This window comes from Lactobacillus sp. Sy-1 (assembly GCF_019303535.1).
Classification (GTDB): Bacteria; Bacillota; Bacilli; order Lactobacillales; family Lactobacillaceae; genus Nicoliella.
In genome coordinates, this window is sequence record NZ_JACCIU010000001.1 from 129,991 (window position 1) to 152,672 (window position 22,682).

Below are 22,682 nucleotides of genomic sequence, written 5' to 3' on the forward strand. Positions count from 1 at the left end.
TTTCGTGGTAATATTCTTATTAATTCAAATTCTTAATTTAGCAATTTGATGAATAAAAATTTATTGTTGATGAATATTAACCCTCTAAATGAAAGGTGTGTTGCCTTATGCCAGAAATTGCAAACGTAACAAGTTTAAGAGATTCACTTCCTAGCGTAACTGATGTTTTTCCAGGACCCAAAGCAAAGGAAATCTTAGATCGCCGTGCTAAAAATGTTCCATCGGCCGTTCTATGTAATTACCCATTAGTTATCAAACGTGGGCAAGGTGCTATGATTGAAGACGTTGATGGCAACCGATTTGTTGATTGGGTTGGTGGTGTTGGAGTTATGAACGTTGGATACAGCCAACCTAAAGTAGTGGAAGCAGTTAAAGAACAAGCTAATAATTTCTTCCACAGCATGGCTAATATCAGCACACACAAGGGGTATATTGATTTAGCTGAAAGAATCAATGCTGTAGCTCCAACTAAACAAGGTGTTAATAAAACAATGTTTGTTAACTCTGGAGCTGAAGCTATTGAAAATGCGGTTAAAATTGCCAAAGCATATACAGGCAGAAGCAACATCATTGCCTTTTCAGGAGCCTTTCATGGTAGAACCGCTTTAACATCAACCTTAACCGCTAAGAAAACATTCTCTGCTGGAATCGAACCAGCAATGGGTGGCGTTTATCGTGCTGCATTCCCATATTTATATCGTGCACCAAAAGGATATTCTAAAGAAGAAAGCATTCAATACTATTTAGACAATATTCAATACATTTTTGAACAAGGAGTGCCCGCTAACCAAGTTGCTGCGTTTGTTATGGAACCCATTCAAGGTGAAGGTGGCTTTATTCCAGCACCATTTGAATATGTAAAAGCCCTTCGTAAAATTTGTGACGAACATGGCATCATGTTGATTGCAGATGAAGTCCAAACTGGATTTGCTCGCTCTGGACGTCTATTTGTATCTAATTATTGGAAAGAAAATGGCTGTGCTCCTGATATCATTGCAATGGCTAAGTCAATTGCAGCTGGAGTTCCGTTATCTGGAGTAACAGCTGGTACTGATATTATGGATAAAGTAAAAGATGTAATTGTAGGTGGAATTGGTGGTACATTTGGTGGTAATGCACTAGCTTGTGCCTCTGGCTTACAAGTTATGGATATTATCGAAAAAGAAAATCTAGCTGATAGAGCATTAAAAATCGGCAAGTTAGCCAAAGACGGATTCTTATCACTTCAAGACAAGTATGAAGAAATTGGTGATGTTCGTGGAATTGGTAGCATGGTCGGATTAGAATTTGTTAAAGATCGTGACAGTAAGGAACCATATCCAGAATTAGTTTCGAAAGTCATTCAAAAAGCTGTTTCAAAGGGATTAGTAATTGAAATGGCTGGAGTTAAAAGTAATGTTATTCGTTTCCTATGTCCATTGGTAGTAACTGAAGATCAATTAAATGCTGGGATGGATATTTTAGATGCTTCTATTAAAGAATCATTGGACGAATTAAAATAATTAATGTGTAAATTAAAAGGTAGCACTGATTAATATTTTTCAGTGCTACCTTTTTTGCTGTGAAACGGAGCGGATTTATTATAGTAAGTTATTTTAAATGCCAATATGAATTAATGAATCTAAGTTATATAATGCGGAATCAATTGTTAATCACATCTATTTAATAACCTGACCCCAAAACAACTTTTTCATAAAATCATGAAGATTCACAATTTAATAACTAAATCCTTATTTTTCTTATTGTTAAAGGACAGTTTGATTAATTCGCCTACCATTATTTACTTACTCTTTTGCCTGCTCTTTATAGATTTAATTGCCAACCCCATGATTACACTTTCAATAATGACGAGTGTAAATGAAACTGTGGTTGATAATCCGATTCTATCAAATAGCATCAGAGATAAAGCATCGATAACGCCGATAATAAAGTAAATGATTAGGCTCTTCATATTATTCCTCCCAGATTACTAATATTAAATGAACGTTTAAATTGATCATAAAGTGAGATTAAAAACAAATTAATTTCATAACTGTAGATATTAAAAAGCGCCCCGTTCATTTTTAAGCGGGACGTTTTTGGCTCTTTAGTTAAGCCCAATTATTTCAATAATTTTGCGATGCCTTCTGGTAGTGCTTCTAAATTACCGTCTAAAACATCATTTAAGTCATTAGATGGAACATCTAATTCGCCAGCTTTAATGAGGTCTTGAACCCCAATTACAAATCCGACAGTTTGTTCGTCTAGCCCGGCCTTTAATAATTCTTGCTTGTAAACGTCATCAGTTAATGGCACTGGTGCAATTTCTTGTCCCGTACCGTCAGTCAAGAAATCAATTAATTGGGGGTAAGAAATTGGCTTGCCACCAAATTCATAAACTTCCTTTGGATCAGCTAGGGTTAATACCTTTGCAGCCCCTGCAGCGTAGTTTTCTTCACGGGTCCAACCAACCTTACCATCTTCAGCAGAATAAGGGAAATTGCCGGTTTTAAGGGCCATTTGAATTGTTGCCAAGTCATTCTGCAAATACCAGTTATTACGTAAGAACGCATGATTAACACCGGATTCTTTTAACCACTGCTCAGTTTTCTTGTGATCAGCAGCTAAGAATGATTGCGCATGGTCAGCATCTGGAAAACTAGTGTAGGCGACAAATTGGACGCCAGCCTGCTTAGCAGCATTAACAACGTTATGGTGCTGTTCATCACGAGGCATCCCGGGACCCGGTTGAGAAGAAACAAATAGTAACTTGTCGATTCCATTAAATGATTCAGCTAGTTGATCTGGCTTGGTATAGTCTGCTGGCCGAACCTCAGTTCCAGCAGGGAAAAAATCCTTAGCTTTATCAACATTTCTAGCTAATGCAACAATGTCTGATGCGGGTACTAACTTCGATAGTGATTTAAATGCAGCTTGACCGAAATGCCCGGTCGCAGCGGTAATTCCATATTTCATATTTAATGGCTCCTTAGTAAATTTAATTAATACTGTCATTTTAACTTACTATTTGTAAGCTTACAAGTATTTTAATCAAAAAAAACGCCGGACCGCAGTCCGACGTTCACAATTAATTTAAATTTCGAGATTGGTCCTAAATCTTAGTACCAACCGTGGCTTTGCCAGAATGACTTAGCAGCAGCCCATGAACCGTAACGTGAAGCTACGTATGAGTCAGCAACCTTTTCTTGGTTAGCAGCTGAGTAGTCACCGTTAAGGTATGATGAAGATAATTGGTACTTACCAACGTATTGACCATTAGTAGCAGTGTATGAACCACCTGATTCACGGTTCGCGATCCATGCCTTAGCAGAAGAATCGTCACCTGAAGTCGTAGTAGTAGTTGCTGTAGTGGTAGTAGCAGTATTAGTGCTAGTAGTTGCAGCAGTAGTGTTGTTGTATGAGCTAGTAGCAACGTTTGATTGGTAGTTGCTGCTTGCACTTGGTTGAGCAACAGCACTAGTTTGTGGAGTAGTAGCAGTGGTTGCAGATGCAGTAGCATTTGCAGTAGTGTTAGTAGCGTTACCGTTATCAGGTAATACTAATCTTTGTCCAACGTAGATAATTGAATTATCAGTTAGGTTATTTGCACTTTCCAATGATACTAAATCAACGTTGTATTGACGTGCGATTCCCCAAAGGGTATCACCTGTCTTAACAGTAATGTTAGTAGATGCATCAGCATGGGTTGTACTAACACCAGCAACAAATAATCCGGCAGCAACAGTAGTTGAAGCTAAAATTCTCTTTAAATTCTTATTCCGTAAGATAAAAATCTCTCCTTCTGTATATAAAACATAATCTGGATATCGTTTCCTTGATATCGTTTTCTAGATCGTTTGCATGAAAACAGCTAATCTAATTTGATTAACTGTGAGTATTCTACCTAGATGTTATTACACATAAATATCGTGAGTGTTAAATAAACCCACTGTTTTTGTAACATTGTAATAGTTTTGTAATAATTCGTTGATTTAAAGGCGCTATTGCTGATTATAAATCGACGCAAAATATACATTTTAAGGGTGCATTTCTGCATATTTTGTAATATTTCTCTAGATTATTTTTATTAGAATGCTTATTTAATCAGTTTTTAATTAATTATCCATCCCTAAAATTGTATATTTTGTGTAAAGAATGTTAAAACAACCAGCTGGATTGTTCAATCTTAATGGGTAATAAACCGTATGGTGTTCATTAATTTTATTAAACCATCCCCTCAATTTAAAAATCGGTTCATACTGCAAAACAGCATGGACCGATTTTTTTATTTTTGAACTGGTTTTAAATGTTTAATTCCAATTCCCGTGTAAGCTGAAATAATGGAAAATACAGGTGATAGTAAACTAACGAACACAAATGGTAGATAGTGAATGGTAGGAACCCCTAATGCATTAGTAGCAAATGCTCCAGCAACCCCCCAAGGAATCAGGTAGTTAATAACGGTCCCCCCATCTTCGAGAGCTCGACTCAATGCAACTGGTGCTAGGTTATTTTCAGCGAAAGTCTTCTTAAAGGCATTTGCTGGCAAAATAATTGAAAGGTATTGTTCACCAATAAAGATGTTAACCCCAATACAAGTAGCAATTACAGTCGTAATCAAATTACCATCGGTCTTTAGTTTGTCAGTTAGTGGTTTGATTACCGCATCCACAATCCCTAAGTGCATTAAAATCCCCCCCAGGGCAAGGGCAACGAAGATTAATGACATTGTCCCCATCATTCCAGCAATTCCCCCTCTAGTTAACAGTACGTCAACTTGAGGATTGCGAGTATGTGCTACGTACCCACTTTGAATTACGTTATTTAGCTTCACTAAATTCAACTGTGGATTTTGGATTAGTCCAATAATTGAAGAAACTACAATATTAATAAACAGAGTTGGAATCGTAGGAATCTTAGACCAAGAACAAATGAATAGTAGTAACACTGGAACCGCAGCCCATGCTGAGATGGTGAAATTATCATGTAAAGTCATTACAGTGCCTTGAATGCGATCCAAATTAGCGTGACCATCCCCATGACTCATAAATGCGTACAGGATAAAAGCAACGATACTAGCTGGTAAAGTCGACCACATAATGTTTTTAATATGCGTAATTAAATCAGCATCAGCAACGGCAGCGGAGAGGTTATTAGTTGCTGATAGTGGGGAAGACTTGTCACCGAAAACAGCTCCGGAAAGAACCGCTCCAGCAACCATCGCCGGGTTAATTCCCATCGTAAGCCCAATGCCCATAAACGCAATCCCCAGTGTGGAGATGATGGTAAACGCACTTCCAATGATTGATCCGACTAACGCACACACAACAAATACTGATGGTAAAAACCAACGGATACTAATCAACTTGAATCCAAAGACCATCAAGCTCGGGATAATTCCAGTAGCAATCCAAACCCCAATCAGTGAACCAATCAATAGGAAGATAAATAATGGAACGATTCCATTTTTAATCCCAATCATGAAACTTTCGTGAATATCATCCCACGAGAATCCTCTTAACTTGGCCCAAAAAATTAATAGCATGATACCCATTAAAATTGGCACTTCTGGACTGATTTTAAGCCCAATAATTCCAGCAGCCATAATTGCTAATAAAACAATTAAAACTGCAATCCCCTCTTTTAAGCTAATTTTTGGTCGTTTCTTTTCCATAATCACAAATCCCTTCTTAAAACTAAGCAAACAAAAAGCCCCAATTACAAATAACTGTAATTGGGACGACTTTTATACCGTGGTACCACCCGACTTAATAGCCATAGTTAAATCGCTATTCACTCTTTAGATGGTAACGGGTCTAAATTCCGATTAATTAAAACGTTCCGGTATTTCGAATTCAATATCCTGATCGGTTCGCAGCAACCACCGACTTCCTGACACCCAGATACCGCTCTACTTAAGTGGAACTTACATTATTCTTAATTGATTTATTAAAAATATTAGCATTTCTTAAACTAGATGTCAATTTAATTCTTAATTGGTTTCTGCAATTTTTTGTTCGATAAATTCAGCTAGCTTAGGCTCCGGGAAAATTCCAGATACCTTCTCAACGCCCTTTCCAGACCGAAAGACGACTAAACTAGGAATGCTGAAAACCTTGTATTTTTCGGCAATATCTTGATTGTCGTCAACATTAAACTTCCCGAATTGAACCTGATCACCATACTCTTCGGCTAAGTTCCGGATAATCCGATCCATAATTTTACATGGCCCACACCAAGGGGCCCAGAAATCAATAATGGTCAACGGTGCGGCGGTAAAGTCTGCTAAGTTCTCACGAGTAACCTTAGTTATCATTAGAACTAATCCCCCGTTTCTTTCTCATAAAATGAATCAGCATCGTAATCATTACGGTCACTAGCACAATTCCACTAAATAACAGCGGTGGCAATTCAATATCAATTGCCGGGATTGAAATAAAGAGTTTCACTGCAATGATTCCAATCAATACGTACGCCATTGATTTTAATTCTGGAATTTTCTTCATTAATAACATAATTATTTCAGCCACTCCCCGCATGGATAGAATTCCAATCATCCCACCAATTAAAACAATCACCGGGTTGGGAGAAATCGCAAGGGATGCTAACACTGAATCAACTGAAAAGACAATGTCCATCATTTCAATTTGAATCACAACCATCCAAAACAGCTTTCGGTGGTTTTTAGGATCAGTAGAACGTGGTTTTTCAACCTTTTTCTTCTTACTCCCCCGACTAAAGAAGTGCTTATATACGAGGTATAGCAGGTACAAACTACCAATCACCTTAATTTCCCAGAGGTGAATTAAAAATGTCCCTAACCCAATCACCAAGAACCTAAAGATGTAAGATCCCCAAATTCCGTAAAACAATGATTCCTCCTGGAGTTTCTTAGTGGGGAGTGACTGCGTCTGAGCTGCCAAAACCACTGCATTATCAACTGATAATAAGCACTCAATTAAAACCAACGAAAGTATAACTAGCCAGTCGCTCCCCGAAGTAATAACTGAAGTCCAGTTATGGGGATCAAAAAACGGCCCGTACATTTTAGATAATATTTCCAGCATTGATCTTCCCTTCAATAAATAACGTTATTCAAATTAAATCTAACACAACTTAATTATAATATAAACTATCAAGCGATTTCTAGTCTAATTGTTTAATTATTATTCAACGCCTGTAGATCATAACGACTGAGGTTATACTGCTTAATTACTTTAATTAGCTTATTTGCATACTGCGGATCAGTAGCATAAACATTCTTTTGCAATAGATTAGCAGCTTTTACGTAACTAGTAACGTTATCTTCTTTAATAAAGTGGGTTTTGATGGATTTATCATGGTCCTTAATCGCTGCTTCTAGGTTAGGATATTTTCTAAATTGCCCCACTACGGTAACCTTCTTCCCATTCACATACTCAGTCGTGTCATAGGAAACTGACTGTCCGTTATAGGTTCCCTTGATTCCAAAAGGATTCTTTGCAACTTGGTATAGCTTGGAGTTCCCCCAGTCAGATTCTAAAATTGCCTGCGCAATTACAATACTTGGGAGCACATGGAAATCATTTTGATACACCTTAATGGATGAATTAGCAACTTGCTTCACAAATGCTCGTCTTTGCTTAATTTGTTGAATTTCTTCGGAAGTCAGAGAGGTGCTTGATTGTGATTGTTGTTGTGAGTTTTCTAAACGGTTGCTAATCTTTCGAATTGTAAATCCAAAGGCAAGCACTGCTAATACCACAATAATGATCAAAATGGCAATCCAATGGCCATGCCCCTTCTTTTTTGTTTCTTTTGATGTTGGTGGTATGCTTATTTTTTTATCATTTTTTTTAGGTTGCTTTCTATTATTCAATTATTTTCCCCTCTATCAGTCGTGCTTTTTTAAACGATAACTTTTATTATAGTAATAAATCTGCAAAACTAAAACAAAATTTTAGGTTTTTTCAACTTTTTTATGAATTTAACACCAAAACCACAGTTCGATAATCTATAATAATAGATAATTACAATATAAAGGAAAGATTATCTTGATAACAACTCAAATGGTCAATAACAAATTCAATTGGGTGAAGGTTGAAAATCCAGATGAAAAAGATCGTGCAATTCTACGCGACACCTATGAAATTCGTCGTGATATTTTAGACTACGCAATGGATATTCATGAAAGACCACGGGTAGAAATAGATACTGAAAGTAACTACCGCTTATTTATTTATGATTCACCAATTGAGCCTAAGTTCAAGGGGGACATTAGTGTTGAACCAATTGGACTGTTGATTAGTGATCACATGTTATTTACGTTTACCAGGAAACGAACTAAATATGTTGTTCCAATGATTGAAAACATTCTCAATAATCCAAGCATTAAGGATCCTAGTTTCATTTTCGATTTAATATTGGAAACCATGCTCCAGGTTACCGTTAAATTTTTTGACTACATTAATAGTGCCAATCGTGAGCGGACTAGTATCCAATCGCACTTAACCCATCAGGCTAATCGGGATTCAATTAATCAGTTGTTGGGGTTACAGACCAAAACAGTTTATTTTTTAACCGCACTCACATCTAACCAAGAAATGCTTTCAGTGATGCAGCGAATTTTCAAAGGAAAGCTGACTGATTTTCAAGGAGATCGACTAGAGGATATCATCATCGAAGTTAATCAGGGACTATCGATGGCACAAGTATCCAGTAGCGTTACCCGTGAGGTTGCAGATGCATATTCCAATTTGCTGGATAGTAATCTAAACTCGACAATGAAGTTTCTAACAATTTTTTCGTTAATTTTATCAGTTCCAAATATCGTGTTTGCGTTTTACGGAATGAACGTTAGATTACCGTTTGCAAGTTCACCAATTGGTTGGATCATTTCGATTTTGATTTCAATCATTATCTGTATCCTAATTTGGATCTTATACCATAAACATTTTTCATAAAACCTAGTAATAAAGGAGTCTTTTAAATGCAATTACTAAAAAGAATTAACAAAAATTGGTTAATTGTGATTGTTCTATGGCTAGTGGCAGTCTTTTTTGCACTAACCAAACTACCCAATGTAAGTAATTTAATTACCGAATATGGACAACCCCAATATAGTCAATCATCACAGGTAATTAAGGCTGAGGCCCTCCAAAAATCATGGGGGCGTGGAATCTCCAATTCAACTACCTTTGATGTTGTTTACAATAATCCGAACGGTAAGATTGGCAACCAACAGCAGTCTCAAATTAATAAAGTAATCAGAAAGTTACAGAACAACCGGACCTTGGGCATCAAACAAATTAGTTCCATTAACAACAACCCCAATGGTAAATTACAGTTCTTTTCTAATGATCAGACTACTCAAGTCGTCAAAGTAACGGTTGATAAGGGCTACTTAACTTCCAATTCAGCCATTAATAAGCTTCAAGAACAGGTCAATGTCTCAGGATTAAATACATACGTCACTAATCCTGCCCTAATTGCAAATGAAAATTCACAAAAATTTGCTAACACCTCGAAACAGATTATGATGATTGCATTTATCGTTGCCATTGTACTGATGGCACTATTCTTTAGATCGATCGTTGCTCCCATCATTTCTGCAGTTACGCTATTAATTACTGAATTGACCGCACTCAGTTTAATCGGGAACCTGACGATTGCTAAAAACTTCGCATTCTCAGAATTAACCCCCCTCCTAGTAACCTTGATTACGGTGGTCCTTGGAAGCATCTTTAACTTTATGATCATCAGAGCGGTTAGTGAGGAAGTAGCAACCCACCGGGATTCCTTCAACGCTACTTCTAGTGGTCTGCGAAGGGTCGCATATCCCATCATTACCATTAGTTTAGTGCTCGCCGTTAGTTTTGCTGGCCTTTATTTCGTTCCATTTTATCCATTAAAGGCCCTTGCATCACTTTCAATCGTGTTCTTAATTTTATTGGTGGCAGTATTTACAATTAATCCCATTTTCACTAGTTTAATGGGTCCAGAAATTATCTGGCCACGCCATAACCCCCTCCATGTGGAACGACACCGACTATGGCATCAACTAACCCGGTTATCCTTATGGCAACCAGTGGTTGGCATTATATTGGTTGGTTATTTAGTGGGACCATTTGCATACTCATATCGGGATAACGTAACATACGGCAATCTTGATGATGCCAGCAGTAATGACCAAGCTATGATTGGGGCGCGCATTCTGCAGGCCCACTTTAGTCAGGGTAAGGCTGCTCCAATTACCATCTATATTCATAATGATGAACCACTTAATCAACAGGATAACCTCGAAAAAATTGACGCATTAACTACTAAGCTTAAGTCAGTTGATAACGTTAATGCCGTCTACTCGGTTACCCAACCTAGTGGGGTTCCGGTTAATAAGTACTATGTTCAAAGTCAGTTGAACAGCATCACTAAGAAGATCGACCAGGCTCAGGTAAGCCTAACCCAAACGATTAAGCAGGCTAATAAGGGGCAACAAGAAATTGATCCAAATGGATTAGATTCAGAAATTAGTACCGTTAGCCAATTAAAGTCCGCTGCTAGTGAACTTCTGGCCGAAAATAGTCAACTATCCAGTCAACTTTCTGGAACGGCATCCCGTTCTAATATCGCTAACCGTAGAACCACTTCTAGAAATCTTCGGGAATATCAAAACCAAGTTAATGAATTAAACCGAACCATTTCCAATGCTTCGGATAGCCTTAGCTCCATTCAAGCAAAGGGACAACAAATTGCAAGTTCATCAGATAGCATTTCAACTAAGTTAAGCAAATACGCATCGCAACTTCAAGAAGCTAAAACCATTTTTAGCAACATTAGTTCTGCTACAACCGCCGTTAATCAGAAATTAAATTCGATTTACGACTACTTGGATGGCCTTGCTAAGAGTAGCGTCGGAGCCGTCTATTACATTACGCCAACTCAATTAGCGGATACTGATTTCCAACAATCACTATATAACTACAATAGTGCCAATAATAAAACGACTAAGTTGACCGTTGTTTTACAGTCGGATCCAAACGATGCTAAGCAGACTAGTAAAACAATTAAGGATCTTCAAAACACTGCTAATGTGATGCTGCGCGGGACCGCCTTACAAAACTCAACGGTAGCGATTGCCGGTCAACCAGCCCAACAAAATGATTTACAAACTAACTTTGTAAAGTACGGCCTAATTAGCCTTGCATTAATTGCCCTATTTGCAATCTTAGTAATCTTCATTATTAGCCGTTCGATTTTACACCCAATTTACTGGGTCGGAAGTCTTGCTCTTAGTTTACTAGCTAGCTTCCAATTAACTAATTTAACCACCCACTATGCGATGGGAATTGAACAATTTAGTTGGGAAACCATTATCATCAGCATGATTGCATTAGGCATGGTCACAATTAGTGAAATCATCATCATTGCCATCAATTATCGTAAACGGGAGCTGCCGTTCTTCGAATTCCTCGGTGCAACCTTTAATGATCTAGGAATGATCATTCGTTACTTCATTGGATTTACGCTTGTTTTCGGACTAGTTTTATTTAGCTCTACCGGTCAAGTTGTGAAGCAATCAGGAATAATCATTTCATATGGAATCATTATCTTTAACCTCGTCTTCCCAATTTTGGCAATTGCATTTAGCAAGCTGGCTGAACAACTTCCAGCCCGTCATGATAATTAAATTTAAGCAACTAAAAAGGAACTGATATTTTAAAAATATCAGCTCCTTTTTTTAGTCTAGTTTTTTATCAACTGGGACCACTTTATATACAGTATCATTATTATCATCTAAGTAACCATAGAGATAGCTTGTCTTCTCTTTATCAAAGTAGCCCAAGTTAATCATTGTGTGCCCGTTAGTATTTTTAACCCCATAAACGGTATGGTCCAAAAAACGGTGAATATTACGCATCGTTTCCTGCTTATTATCAGTATGTTCAACAGCTGCCTTTAACGTGTATCCCTGGTCAAGATACGACTTAATCAGTCCAATTCTAACTAGGTTGATAAAGTCATAAACACGGGAACTACTTTCGTCATGGCGACTGGACTTGATAAACCCCTTTTGATCCCAATAACGTAATTGACGTGGCGAAACATTACAAATTTTACTCACTTCACCAATTCTAAATATTAGCTTATGGATATCAATGGGACTGAAAAATTTATGATTCCCACTCATACGCATTCTCTCCATTCAAATATATATAACAATACTTTATCATACTCTGGTTAAAATAGAACCACATTTATAATTACCACTTAAATTACAAGCCTGTTATATGATTTAACCGACTTGAAACGACCGTGTTATATTTCTGTAACATAAAATTGGTACTCTTATAACTGTTGATTTGAGAAATTAAAAAATAAATAAAACAATAATAATAAAAAAACAAGATATCGAAAGGAATTTAACCAATCATGAATAATCGTTTGAAGAAAGTATTCGTTAGCATCGCAACTACATTTACCCTATTTACAGCAGGAGCTTCACTAACTAACATTAAGCCTGCCCATGCTGCCACTAGTGACGAAGCTTCATCATTAATTGACGAAGCTGACACTCACATGAATGCTAGATACGTTTGGGGTGCTAATGGTCCTTCATCATTTGATTGTTCAGGATTTACTAAGTACGTTTACAAGCAAGCTTTAGGGGTTAACTTACAAAGAACCGCTCAAGCACAATATAATTCTAACAAAAAAGTTTCAGTTTCAAGCCTTAAGAAGGGCGACTTAGTGTTCTTTGGTTCCAGTTCTAGAAGTATTACCCATGTCGGTATGTACATTGGTAGTGGTAAGATGATTGACGCCCAAAATCGTGGTGTGATCAAAGAAAGCATCTACTCATCATGGTGGAACCTTGTTGGTGCCGCACGGGTTGGTGACTAATTATAACTTATCTATAGTTATTACTATGATAGATACATAAAATGGCGTAACGATTATTTATCAATCGTTACGCCATTTTTATTTTTATTGAACATTATAAGCGGTAATCTCTGCATTATCATCATCAATGGTTAGTTTCGTAATACTGCCATTCGCTGGCCGTTCGGTAACGTCATATTTACCACGTCCAAATCGTTCTACGATGCTTAGAACGGTATTCCCATGACTAATCATTAAAACGTTATCACCATCTTTAATCCTACTATTTCCCTTGATTAGGTCTAAGCCTTGATCAAGACGCTTCCAATACTCTTCATTATTTTCAGCCTGGTGGAATGGATCGGCTTCCTTAAGGTAGTCCTTGGCGGTTCCGATTGAGTCACTTTCGACGATGTCCTTAAAGGTTGGCTTGCCATGCGGCGCCCCAGCCAGATACCAGGCTTGATTCATGTCCGTTCCCTCAAAGTAGCCGTAAAATTCCTCGCGAAAAAAAGGTGAAACGGTAAGTTTAGGGTCTGAAACCTGATTAGCGGATAGAATGATGCTAGCCGTTTGCTCAGCCCGAGTGGTATCACTACAGTATGCAGCCTTAAACTTAACATTCGATAACTTTTCAGCGGTCTGCTTAGCACCGTCAATTCCCTTTTGAGTTAACGGTGAATTACTCCACCCCTGAAGCTTATTATAAATATTGTAGTAGGTCTGCCCATGCCGGACAATATACACAGTAAAAGCCATTTTCTCATCTCCCCATGAATTATAACAACCACTTAATTATAATTCATGAGCAAGTTTCTTTCGATAATATTGATTTGCAACCTTGGAGTATCTAAGCTGTCGAAGGGTTCGATAAACGATACATTTTAAGTCGAATTGCTTAATTTCAGTGTAAGATAGTAATTGAGCAAAAATCAGCATTTCGGAACGTCTAATCACTTCAGGGTTATCGGTGAATTCACTTAACGTAGTCCGTAATTGTTCGGGATGAAATTCAATTACAGTGCCATCGTTTTGAACCACTTTTAGCTTAGCATTAGTAATTGATTTAGCTAAATCCACAAATAACCCTCCTTTTTATCAATTCGTTTCTATATATAGGATAATCTCTTCTTATTATAACAATATCTTGTGTCTTACGCACTGATTAGATTAATTTTTTTAATATTTCGTAAGCAAATCATGCTATTTAGCAAATATTTTGATAATATTAAATAAGTTATAAGCAAAAGGAGACTTCGTCTTGTCACTTCTCAAAAATTTAATTTCTAAAGTTAATACCAGAATGGGCCTTTTTTGGCTCCTTGTTACTTTATTCTGGATTAAAACCCTCGTTGCATACTTTGCAGACTTTCAACTCGGAATCACTGGTGGCTTTGAGATGTTCATTGCATTGCTCAATCCACTGGCTACTACCGTGCTAATTTTCGGAATTGCACTATACTTTAAACGTTCTCGGATTTTTTACCCGTTAATTATTATTCTAGATATTTTAAACACCCTGTTATTGTACTTAAATGTAATCTATTTTCGTGAGTTTACCGATTTTATGACAATTAGTACAATGACTGGTTATTCTAAGGTTAATCAAGGGCTTAGTGGCAGTTCCCTAGCCCTTACTAATGGTCACGATTTTATCTATTGGATTGATATCGTCATGGTGGTAATTCTAATCGCAATTCGGGTCATCAAGATTGATAATCGCCCCCTTCGTCCACGGGTTGGGTTTACAATCACTTCAGTGGGGGTATTACTATTCGCCTTTAACTTAACATTGGGTGAAATGGATCGGCCCCAGTTAATTACCAGGACCTTTGATCGAACTTACATTGTTAAATACTTAGGAATCGATGCTTTTACGGGCTACGATGCTGCTAAGTCCCAACACACTAAAGACTTACGGGCCATGGCTACTAAGTCGGAATTAAAAACGGTCCTCAAGTTTACCCGTAACCATTATGCACCTGCTAACCCTAAAATTAAGGGGATTGGGAAGGGCCGTAATGTAATCGTTATTCATCTAGAAAGTTTTCAACAATTCCTAATTGATAAGAAAATAAATGGTAAAGAAGTGACTCCATTTTTAAATAAAATTTACCATAGTAAGTCTACCTTTTCATTTGATAATTTCTTTCATCAGGTGGGGCAAGGAAAGACTTCCGATGCTGAAAACATGTTAGAAACTAGTACCTACGGGCTTCCCCAAGGATCACTTTTTGCCCAACTAGGTAGTGATAACACGTTCCAAGCAGCCCCAGCAATCCTAAAACAAAATGGTAACTACACCAGTGCGGTCTTCCATGGAAACGTTGCTAGTTTCTGGAACCGGAATAACACCTACAAAAACATGGGCTATCAATACTTCTTTGATGCTAGTTATTATGACGTTTCTGGTGATAAATCAACCGGTTACGGACTCAAGGATAAGTTATTGTTCAGGGATTCGGTTAAGTACCTTCAAAACCTACAACAACCGTTCTATGTAAAATACATTACGGTTACCAACCACTTCCCGTACACCTTGGATTCGGAAGATAACGACGATAACTTCAAGTCGACTAATACTGGTGACTCAATCGTTGATAACTACTTTAAAACCGCCCATTACCTAGACCAATCAATCAAGGAATTTTACGCATACCTGAAGAAAACCGGCCTGCTAAAGAAATCCGTTATTATGATCTATGGTGATCACTACGGAATCTCTGATTCTGAGAACCAAAATCTTGCTAAGGTGGTTAGCAAGGACCCATCCAATTGGGATGACTTCGATAACGCCCAAATGCAGCGGGTTCCGTTCATGTTAAATATTCCTGGAACTAAAAAGGGGTACATTAGCCATAAGTACGGTGGTGAAATCGACGTTCTGCCTACCCTATTGCATGTCTTAGGGGTTAATTCCAAGCCGTTCGTTCAATTTGGAACCGATTTATTCTCCAGCAAGCACGACCAAGTCGTTGCATTTAGAAATCGGGACTGGGTTGATCCAGAATACACTTCAATTAGCGGGACCATTTACGATAATAAAACTGGTAAACCTGCAAAACTAAATAAGGCCCAAATTAAAAAGATTCAAAAGATTAAGGATAAGGTGGCCTTAGAGTTATCACTTTCAGATACATTAAACGAGCAAAACCTCCTGCGGTTCTACAAACCAAAGGGATTCAAGACCGTTGATGCTAGTGACTATAACTATGCTAATGGACTGCAAAAAGCACAAAAGATTGAAAAGCTCCTTGGTAAAAAATCAACCAGTTTATTATCAAAGCGGCATGACAAATCCACTGTTGATCTTTACAAGACCGACGCTCCTGAAGTTGGTCATAAGTCAACCGACTCGAACCGTTTAAAGGTTACCAACCCGGACGCAAATAAATAAGGAAGTGAATTATCATTACTAAAACTAACAAGCAGAAATGGCAAGTATTCTATAATATCGCCATCGTTATTTTAGCACTCGCTTCAATTGTGATGGTAATTCTAGATTATTTGCACATTATCTATCTCTACCGGGGCTGGTTAATGGTTATTTACTATGGTGTTTGGATTACCTTTATCCTAGACTACATCATTAACCTCATTTTTAGTCACAATAAACGCCGGTTTCTGATTTCAACCTGTTTAGACCTCGTTTCACTGATTCCTGGCCATCCCGTTTTTGTATTTTTTCGGATTTATCGGGTGATTCGTATTATAAGGGGCTATCATATTTTCTGGCACCTAGGTTGGGATGGGAAGGTCACTAAAAAAATTCACCAGTTCATCTATGATACTGGTTTCATTTACATTTTTTCAGTTAGTATCATCATCTTAATCATTGCCGCCCTAATCTTTTCACACTTCGAACACTACCCACTAAAAACCGCAATGTGGTGGGCAATCACTACTGCCACTACCGTTGGGTACGGGGATATTGCTCCCCAGACCGCTGGGGGCCGCCTGGATGCTGCTGTCTTAATGATTGGTGGGGTCGGCTTCATCGGTTTATTGACGTCTTCAATCACTGACTTCTTCACGAAGAATAATGCGGAGAACGAGGGCACGTCTGATAAATTAGATCGGTTAATGGAGCAAGTAGAGCTATTAAATAAGGAAGTCCACTCTATGCGCCAGGAATTAGACCAAGCGAAAAAAAACGCTCCAAAGGACCCGAAACGACCTAAGAAGCGTAAAAGTAATTAACGTTTAATTGAGGTGCTGTGAATTGGTTCATGGCGGTCTGGGTACAACCGTTTGGCAATCTGGTTAATTGCTAACGGAACTTCCCCAAAGCCGGTTGCGATTAACGTGTCCTTTCCTTCGTAGGTGGCACTATCACCAACTGCATAAACTCCCGGAACGCTGGTAGCCATTTCCGTGTCTACGTTAAACATGTGGTGGGACTCGTCTAAGTCTAGCTCCCAGCCCTTTGAAACTTTATTACTCGAAATAAACCCATAGTTAACTAAAATTTTATCCGCTAAGATATCAATTGTATCGTCTGTTGTCCGCATCTTTTTGGCAGTGACTAGCACTTGATCATCCTGAGCGGATATTTTTTTAATTAGGTACGGAGTCACTAACTTAACGGTGGATTGGTTCAATGTGTCTACCATGTGTTCCATTCCGCGAAACTCACTGCGCCGATGAATCAAGTAAACCTGTTTAGCAACGCTTTCTAACAACAGGGCGTTATCAACTGCTGAATTCCCCCCACCAGCAACAATTACCGTCTGGCCCTTAAAATCAGCTAAATTTTGAATGCTATAAACAACGTTTTGCTTCTCAAATTGTTCAATTTCAGGAACCGCTAATTTCCGGGGTTCAAAGGAACCACCCCCGGTTGCGATTAAGACCGTTTTAGAACGGGTCGTGGATTGGTTGGTCTTAATCAAAAACGAATCAGCGTCCTTTTCTAATCCCTCAACGGCCTGACCGGCTTTAACGTCAACGGACATGGTCGCCAGTTGATCCGCTAATTTTTCGACCAGCTGTTTGCCAGTCACCCCAGTAAATCCAGCTACGTCTAAAATCGTCTTTTCCGGATAGATTGCATTCAACTGTCCGCCTAGCTCTGGCAAGCTTTCAATCAACTGGACCTTTAAATTCCGCAACCCAGCGTAAAATCCAGCAAACATCCCAACCGGTCCGCCACCAATAATTGTAATATCGTAAAGATTATCTTGCATTTTATTATTACCCTTTTCTTTCATAATGTTTTATAATATCATGTTAATATTATATTAACATAGGTTTGAAACCTAATATAAGTAAAGGAAGTTTATCATGCGTATTGGCAAAAAACACATTGGGATTTCAATTATCCTTTTTATTGAAGCAATTATTTTCTGTTTTACGGTTAGTTGGCAATTCCGGGGAAACGTTTTAAACAACGTTTCAGTTAATAAAAGCCGGACCGCAACCGTCTTTATTCCTGGATTTGCTGGGAATGCGGTTTCTACCGATGATTTTATTCAACAGTATAGTGAACACAACATCGCTAGCCGAACCCTGAAAATTAATATTTCAAAGAACGGGGTGGTTTCCACTGCCGAACAATATAAGAAGGTGGAAAGTGATAACCCCTTAGTCCAATTAGTATTTAAGGATAATACCCATCCATACAAGGAAAGTAACCAGATGGTTAACGTGATGAAGTACCTGAAGCAAAAGTATAATATCACCCATGTAAATCTAATTGGTCATTCATCCGGTGGTAGTATTGCTTATTACTACATGGTTAACCATCCCCACCTAAAGGATGTTCCCAAGGTATCTAAGTTCGTGTCCATTGCTAATGACTATCCGACTAACGATCCATACGCAAAGGGTGGTCCCCAAAATCTTCCAAAAGATCTTGAAGTCTTAAATATCGCTGGGGAAATTTGGAACTTAAAGAGTGACGCCGAAGAAGCTGTTGACATTGTTAAACCAATGGGTGAATTGGTAAAACCACATGTTAAGTCATACCAGTTCTGGCTTTACCGAAGCAGTCCACTAAGTGCAGAACATTCAATGCTTCATGAAAACCCAGTCATTGATAAACACATTGCCGGATTCCTATTCGGCTTCAAAAAGTAATAAAAATAGTAAACCAAGCTTCCGTTTGGTTTACTATTTTTTTCTATGCCGAGGTTGATGACGCCGGATAATTTGACCTTGAAGGGTTCTAACCTCTCTTAATCCAGAATCAATTAAAATAAAAATGACAATCCAACTAACCGCGATTAAGATAAATTTTTGGATGTAAAAATCACTGAACCAACTAATTGGCAACTGCCAGTCCCAAAAAGCATGTAGTAAAACTGCAATTAGGTAAAATCCAATAAAGTGAAAATTAGTGATGGCATCCTGAAGCGTAAATTGATGATACCGTCGCTTGCCAAGAATAACCGCAGCCCCAACAATGGCGGACCAAATGGTGTGCGTACCAATTGCTTGCCAGCTTCTGACAAAGATGGTTGATAATCCGAATTCATTAGTGTAACCAGAGGTTTCAAAGACCGCGAATCCAGCTCCAATTGCAGCTCCAATCAAAATTCCGTTCAAAATATAATTCAACTTAAACCGGTTAATAAAAACCACAATGATAATGGTTTTTGCAGTTTCTTCAATTATCCCCACTAGCAATGCGGACCCTAGTGAAATTCCGTTTCCAGATGGAATCACATCATATAGCATCATCGTTACAATCAGTGAAGCCACCCCACCCACTAAAAAGGTAGTATTAACCTGCATTAATGAAATATTGCGGTAAACATTCATTTCATAAAACATGATTAGAATTGAAAAGGGAACCACTAGTGATCCCACCACCATCATTCCTGGAATTGCTTTATCACTGCCAAAAACCAGGTACAACATAGTAAGAAGTGCGAAGCTAACCGTTAGAATTGAAAAGAATCGTGAAAATAGCCACGGTTTAACAGGCGCTGAAGAAACCTTTGCAAGTGACGGCGTTGTTAACTTGGTTCCGGCAATCATAATCCGATCCGCCTCATCCCTAGAATGCCGGTGAAATACTTGCTGAAACAGCAATGAAAGATGAATTTCAACAAAATCATTACTACGGTGGGCCTCATGCTTAATATCATTTTTGATTCTAGAATAGTTCCGTTGGACTCCCATTAAGGTGGTTGACATCATTTTTTGGTGAACCAGCGAAATTAGTTTGTTTTTTACCACTTAAATATCCCTTTCATACGATTTTTGTTTGTGTTTAAGTTCGTTTTAAAGTATTATTACATTGGATAGTTAATTTTTATGTTCAAAATTGATTTGGGAGAATGATGATGACGAATAAAAAAGTAATTTTAGATTTAGATACTGGAATTGATGATGCAATGGCACTCGCTTACGCGGTTGCGGCCCCTAGATTAGATCTAATCGGAGTCGCCAGTTCTTACGGGAACTTAGTGGTTCGTGGTGCCGCCAAAAATTCATTAAAAATTTTAGAACTACTTGGCCACACAGATATCCCGGTATTTGTTGGGGAAGCCCATGCTATTAATGAAGATCACTTTGACCGGATGCCAGTTAGCGCCCACATTCATGGTGAAAATGGGATTGGGGACGTTGAACTACCAGAACCAACCCGCCAACCAGAAGAACAAAGTGCCGTTGATTTTATGATTGAATCGGCTCATAAATACGGAAAGGACTTAGTAATTATTCCGACCGGAGCCCTTACTAACGTTGCAACTGCAATTCAAAAGGACCCCAGCATCGTCGATTTAATCGGTGACGTTACCCTAATGGGTGGAGCCCTTACGGTTCAAGGAAACGTTTCGCCATTTGCGGAAGCTAACATCAATCAAGATGCCGAAGCAGCAAATACGGTCTTGACTAGTCCACTTCATGATACAATGGTGGGACTAGACGTTACCCTTAGAACCCTATTAACCAAAAAAGAAACCCAACAATGGCGTGATTTAGGCACCAACGCCGGTGCTAAGTTCGCTGACATCGTTGATTATTACATTGATATCTACGCTGAACTATACCCCCATTTAGATGGATGTTCCCTTCATGACCCACTAGCAGTTGGGGTTGCTGAAGATCCATCATTCGTTCGAACGTTAGACATTGACATGATCGTTAATACCGACAATGAAACATATGGTCGGACAATTGGTGATAACACCAGACTAGATGATCCGCATCCGTCAGTTAGTGCAGCAATTCAAGTTGATGCTGATCGTTATCTAGCCACATTTATGGATTACTTAACCACCCTATTTAAGAATAATAAATAAAGTCCTCAGCTAATGAACCGCCCGATTAAAGGCGGTTTTTTATTTAGCAAAAAATCGTTCTAAGAAGCGTCCTACCCCGTCATGATCATTGTCGAATTCCGTGGTATGATTGGCAATCTGCTTAATCGCTGGTTGGGCATTTTGCATTGCCACCCCAACTCCAGCTGACTGAAGCATTTCTAAGTCATTTTCAGCATCCCCGAACGCCATTAAGTTATCAAACGTCCAGTTAAAATGGTCTAATAGCGCCTTAAGGCCCACCGCCTTATTCATGTGTGGAGCAAGAAATTCTAAGATGTTCGGCTGGGAGCGCACGATGTGATAATGGCCGGCGTTATTAAACTGACTTCTAGCCCGATCCAGGATTGCTGGGTCATCAGACATAATCGCCTTACTATATAGTTGATCATCTGGGAGCGTTGCAAATGTCTTGGCAATAAACTGAACGTCTGCATTCATCACGGTGTGGTATTGGGATGGCACCAGTTCGGTTAGGTCATAAATGGAATCAAAGTCGAGAATGTTCAACGGAAAATCATTCGTTCGTGCAAAGTCGTAGATGGGTTGAAAGTCCTCTTTTTGCAGTCCAGATTTAAACAGTGGTTGCCGGGTATCATTATTAATCACCAGTGATCCATTGAATGTAATCGTATCGTCATCGGGTTGGTTCAACCCGAGCTGTTCGAGGTAGCCTTGAATTACATTAATTGGCCGACCAGTGCAAATAACAATTTTTAGACCCGCAGCGTGGAGCCTATGTATGACCTGGGTATTAAATTCACTAATTGTTTTCCCACTAGTTAACAATGTCGCATCTAAATCTAAGGCAATCATTTTGATCATTTTTAATCTCTCCTATTACAAAAAAAGCATTAATTTCATTTAAGAAATTAATGCTTAGGGTCAAACTACGGAATTAGGCGCCCAATTGAGCTTCTAATTCACGTAATTCAGCTTCTCTAACCTTACGTGGTAAGAAGCGACGAATTTCTTCTTCGTTATAACCAACTTCTAGGCGCTTATCATCAAAGATGATTGGACGTCTGATTAAATCAGGATATTTCACAACCAATTTAATAAGTTGAGAAACTGATAAGTCATCTAAGTTAAGGTTTAGCTTCTTGAAAATATTAGATCTAGTTGAAATAATATCTTCACTACCATTTTCAGTTAAGCGAAGAATTTGTTTTACTTCATTAGCGTTCAATGGATTGGAATTGATATTACGTTCCTTGAAAGGAATATCGTGTTCCTTAAGCCAAGCGCGAGCTTTCCGACTTGATGCACTACTAGGTGCTACATATAGATTTAACATGAACATCCACTCCTTTATAAGTGTACTGGATATACCGACGATTATAAGTCAAAAATGTGCAATAAGCCAAATTTAACTTATAATCAAGTTTATATTATCATAGATAATCACATAGTCAAGCCAATCTGGCACTTAATTATTAAAAATTTTAACTTAGTAAATTATAAAAACTAACGGTTAAAATAACGGCTAATTTGAATGTCTGGTATAAAAAAAATTTACATTAAAGTTAATTCCGATTATAATTCTAAATAACTAAACATTAATGTAATGGAGGT

The 22,682-nt window shown here is 38.2% G+C and carries 22 protein-coding genes; 9 read left to right on the forward strand and 13 right to left on the reverse strand.

What is annotated here, in order from left to right; all coding sequences use genetic code 11:
* The first annotated feature begins 107 nt into the window (after positions 1 to 107).
* Entirely contained in the window at positions 108 to 1,502 is a 1,395-nt protein-coding gene (locus HZL42_RS00565) for an aspartate aminotransferase family protein (protein ID WP_219053790.1), read from the forward strand.
* A 598-nt stretch (positions 1,503 to 2,100) separates the two neighbouring features.
* On the opposite strand, the gene HZL42_RS00570 is transcribed toward HZL42_RS00565, so the two are convergent.
* Both HZL42_RS00570 and HZL42_RS00575 read right to left on the reverse strand, forming a co-directional pair.
* Positions 2,101 to 2,955 (reverse strand): SDR family oxidoreductase, encoded by an 855-nt coding sequence (locus HZL42_RS00570; protein ID WP_219053791.1) that lies wholly within the window; start codon positions 2,953 to 2,955, stop codon positions 2,101 to 2,103.
* A gap of 143 nt (positions 2,956 to 3,098) precedes the next feature.
* Positions 3,099 to 3,662 carry a LysM domain-containing protein gene (locus HZL42_RS00575; protein WP_370629287.1) on the reverse strand — a complete coding sequence of 188 codons (564 nt, stop codon included), beginning with the start codon at positions 3,660 to 3,662 and terminating at the stop codon, positions 3,099 to 3,101.
* Between HZL42_RS00575 and HZL42_RS09055 the strand changes: the two genes are divergently transcribed.
* Complete coding sequence (locus tag HZL42_RS09055) at positions 3,661 to 3,798, forward strand: hypothetical protein (RefSeq protein ID WP_370629266.1); 138 nt, start codon at positions 3,661 to 3,663, stop codon at positions 3,796 to 3,798. The genes HZL42_RS00575 and HZL42_RS09055 overlap by 2 nt on opposite strands.
* Positions 3,799 to 4,264: 466 nt before the next feature.
* On the opposite strand, the gene nhaC is transcribed toward HZL42_RS09055, so the two are convergent.
* From nhaC to HZL42_RS00595, 4 genes are all read right to left on the reverse strand, one after another.
* The gene (gene nhaC, locus HZL42_RS00580) at positions 4,265 to 5,653 is read right to left on the reverse strand and encodes a Na+/H+ antiporter NhaC (RefSeq protein WP_219053792.1); all 1,389 of its coding nucleotides are present in this window, start codon (positions 5,651 to 5,653) and stop codon (positions 4,265 to 4,267) included.
* Between the two features lie 318 nt (positions 5,654 to 5,971).
* Positions 5,972 to 6,295: a thioredoxin gene (trxA, locus tag HZL42_RS00585; protein WP_219053793.1), complete on the reverse strand. Its 324-nt coding sequence runs from the start codon at positions 6,293 to 6,295 to the stop codon at positions 5,972 to 5,974.
* Entirely contained in the window at positions 6,285 to 7,046 is a 762-nt protein-coding gene (locus tag HZL42_RS00590) for a TerC family protein (RefSeq protein ID WP_219053794.1), read from the reverse strand. The genes trxA and HZL42_RS00590 overlap by 11 nt, the downstream gene beginning before the upstream one ends.
* A 92-nt stretch (positions 7,047 to 7,138) precedes the next feature.
* Positions 7,139 to 7,837 (reverse strand): glycoside hydrolase family 73 protein, encoded by a 699-nt coding sequence (locus HZL42_RS00595; RefSeq protein WP_255552505.1) that lies wholly within the window; start codon positions 7,835 to 7,837, stop codon positions 7,139 to 7,141.
* A 190-nt stretch (positions 7,838 to 8,027) separates the two neighbouring features.
* On the opposite strand from HZL42_RS00595, the gene HZL42_RS00600 reads away from it, so the two are divergent.
* On the forward strand, positions 8,028 to 8,921 hold the full coding sequence (locus HZL42_RS00600) for a magnesium transporter CorA family protein (RefSeq protein ID WP_219053795.1): 894 nt from the start codon (positions 8,028 to 8,030) through the stop codon (positions 8,919 to 8,921).
* Positions 8,922 to 8,947: 26 nt separating this feature from the next.
* Positions 8,948 to 11,644: an MMPL family transporter gene (locus HZL42_RS00605; RefSeq protein ID WP_219053796.1), complete on the forward strand. Its 2,697-nt coding sequence runs from the start codon at positions 8,948 to 8,950 to the stop codon at positions 11,642 to 11,644.
* Between the two features lie 51 nt (positions 11,645 to 11,695).
* Here the strand turns inward: HZL42_RS00605 and HZL42_RS00610 are convergent, their stop codons facing one another.
* Positions 11,696 to 12,160, reverse strand: a complete 465-nt coding sequence (locus HZL42_RS00610; protein WP_370629267.1) for a MerR family transcriptional regulator — start codon at positions 12,158 to 12,160, stop codon at positions 11,696 to 11,698.
* 227 nt (positions 12,161 to 12,387) lie between these two features.
* Here HZL42_RS00610 and HZL42_RS00615 point away from each other — a divergent pair, with 227 nt between their 5' ends.
* Positions 12,388 to 12,858 (forward strand): C40 family peptidase, encoded by a 471-nt coding sequence (locus tag HZL42_RS00615; RefSeq protein ID WP_219053798.1) that lies wholly within the window; start codon positions 12,388 to 12,390, stop codon positions 12,856 to 12,858.
* Between the two features lie 84 nt (positions 12,859 to 12,942).
* Here HZL42_RS00615 and HZL42_RS00620 read toward each other — a convergent pair whose 3' ends face one another.
* Both HZL42_RS00620 and HZL42_RS00625 read right to left on the reverse strand, forming a co-directional pair.
* Complete coding sequence (locus tag HZL42_RS00620) at positions 12,943 to 13,596, reverse strand: histidine phosphatase family protein (RefSeq protein WP_219053799.1); 654 nt, start codon at positions 13,594 to 13,596, stop codon at positions 12,943 to 12,945.
* 36 nt (positions 13,597 to 13,632) lie between these two features.
* Positions 13,633 to 13,917 carry a hypothetical protein gene (locus HZL42_RS00625; RefSeq protein WP_219053800.1) on the reverse strand — a complete coding sequence of 95 codons (285 nt, stop codon included), beginning with the start codon at positions 13,915 to 13,917 and terminating at the stop codon, positions 13,633 to 13,635.
* Between the two features lie 223 nt (positions 13,918 to 14,140).
* Between HZL42_RS00625 and HZL42_RS00630 the strand changes: the two genes are divergently transcribed.
* Positions 14,141 to 16,234, forward strand: a complete 2,094-nt coding sequence (locus HZL42_RS00630; protein WP_219053801.1) for an LTA synthase family protein — start codon at positions 14,141 to 14,143, stop codon at positions 16,232 to 16,234.
* Positions 16,235 to 16,290: 56 nt separating this feature from the next.
* Positions 16,291 to 17,037: a potassium channel family protein gene (locus tag HZL42_RS00635; protein ID WP_370629288.1), complete on the forward strand. Its 747-nt coding sequence runs from the start codon at positions 16,291 to 16,293 to the stop codon at positions 17,035 to 17,037.
* On the opposite strand, the gene HZL42_RS00640 is transcribed toward HZL42_RS00635, so the two are convergent.
* On the reverse strand, positions 17,034 to 18,047 hold the full coding sequence (locus tag HZL42_RS00640) for an NAD(P)/FAD-dependent oxidoreductase (protein ID WP_255552507.1): 1,014 nt from the start codon (positions 18,045 to 18,047) through the stop codon (positions 17,034 to 17,036). The genes HZL42_RS00635 and HZL42_RS00640 overlap by 4 nt on opposite strands.
* Positions 18,048 to 18,120: 73 nt before the next feature.
* Here HZL42_RS00640 and HZL42_RS00645 point away from each other — a divergent pair, with 73 nt between their 5' ends.
* Positions 18,121 to 18,915 carry an alpha/beta fold hydrolase gene (locus HZL42_RS00645; RefSeq protein ID WP_219053802.1) on the forward strand — a complete coding sequence of 265 codons (795 nt, stop codon included), beginning with the start codon at positions 18,121 to 18,123 and terminating at the stop codon, positions 18,913 to 18,915.
* Positions 18,916 to 18,948: 33 nt separating this feature from the next.
* Here HZL42_RS00645 and HZL42_RS00650 read toward each other — a convergent pair whose 3' ends face one another.
* Positions 18,949 to 20,019 (reverse strand): PrsW family intramembrane metalloprotease, encoded by a 1,071-nt coding sequence (locus tag HZL42_RS00650; protein WP_370629268.1) that lies wholly within the window; start codon positions 20,017 to 20,019, stop codon positions 18,949 to 18,951.
* Between the two features lie 107 nt (positions 20,020 to 20,126).
* Between HZL42_RS00650 and HZL42_RS00655 the strand changes: the two genes are divergently transcribed.
* Positions 20,127 to 21,089 carry a nucleoside hydrolase gene (locus HZL42_RS00655; RefSeq protein ID WP_219053803.1) on the forward strand — a complete coding sequence of 321 codons (963 nt, stop codon included), beginning with the start codon at positions 20,127 to 20,129 and terminating at the stop codon, positions 21,087 to 21,089.
* 39 nt (positions 21,090 to 21,128) lie between these two features.
* On the opposite strand, the gene HZL42_RS00660 is transcribed toward HZL42_RS00655, so the two are convergent.
* Both HZL42_RS00660 and spx read right to left on the reverse strand, forming a co-directional pair.
* Complete coding sequence (locus HZL42_RS00660) at positions 21,129 to 21,932, reverse strand: Cof-type HAD-IIB family hydrolase (protein WP_219053804.1); 804 nt, start codon at positions 21,930 to 21,932, stop codon at positions 21,129 to 21,131.
* A gap of 73 nt (positions 21,933 to 22,005) precedes the next feature.
* A complete protein-coding gene (gene spx, locus HZL42_RS00665; RefSeq protein ID WP_219053805.1) occupies positions 22,006 to 22,404 on the reverse strand; it encodes a transcriptional regulator Spx in 399 nt (132 codons plus the stop codon).
* Positions 22,405 to 22,682: the final 278 nt, after the last annotated feature.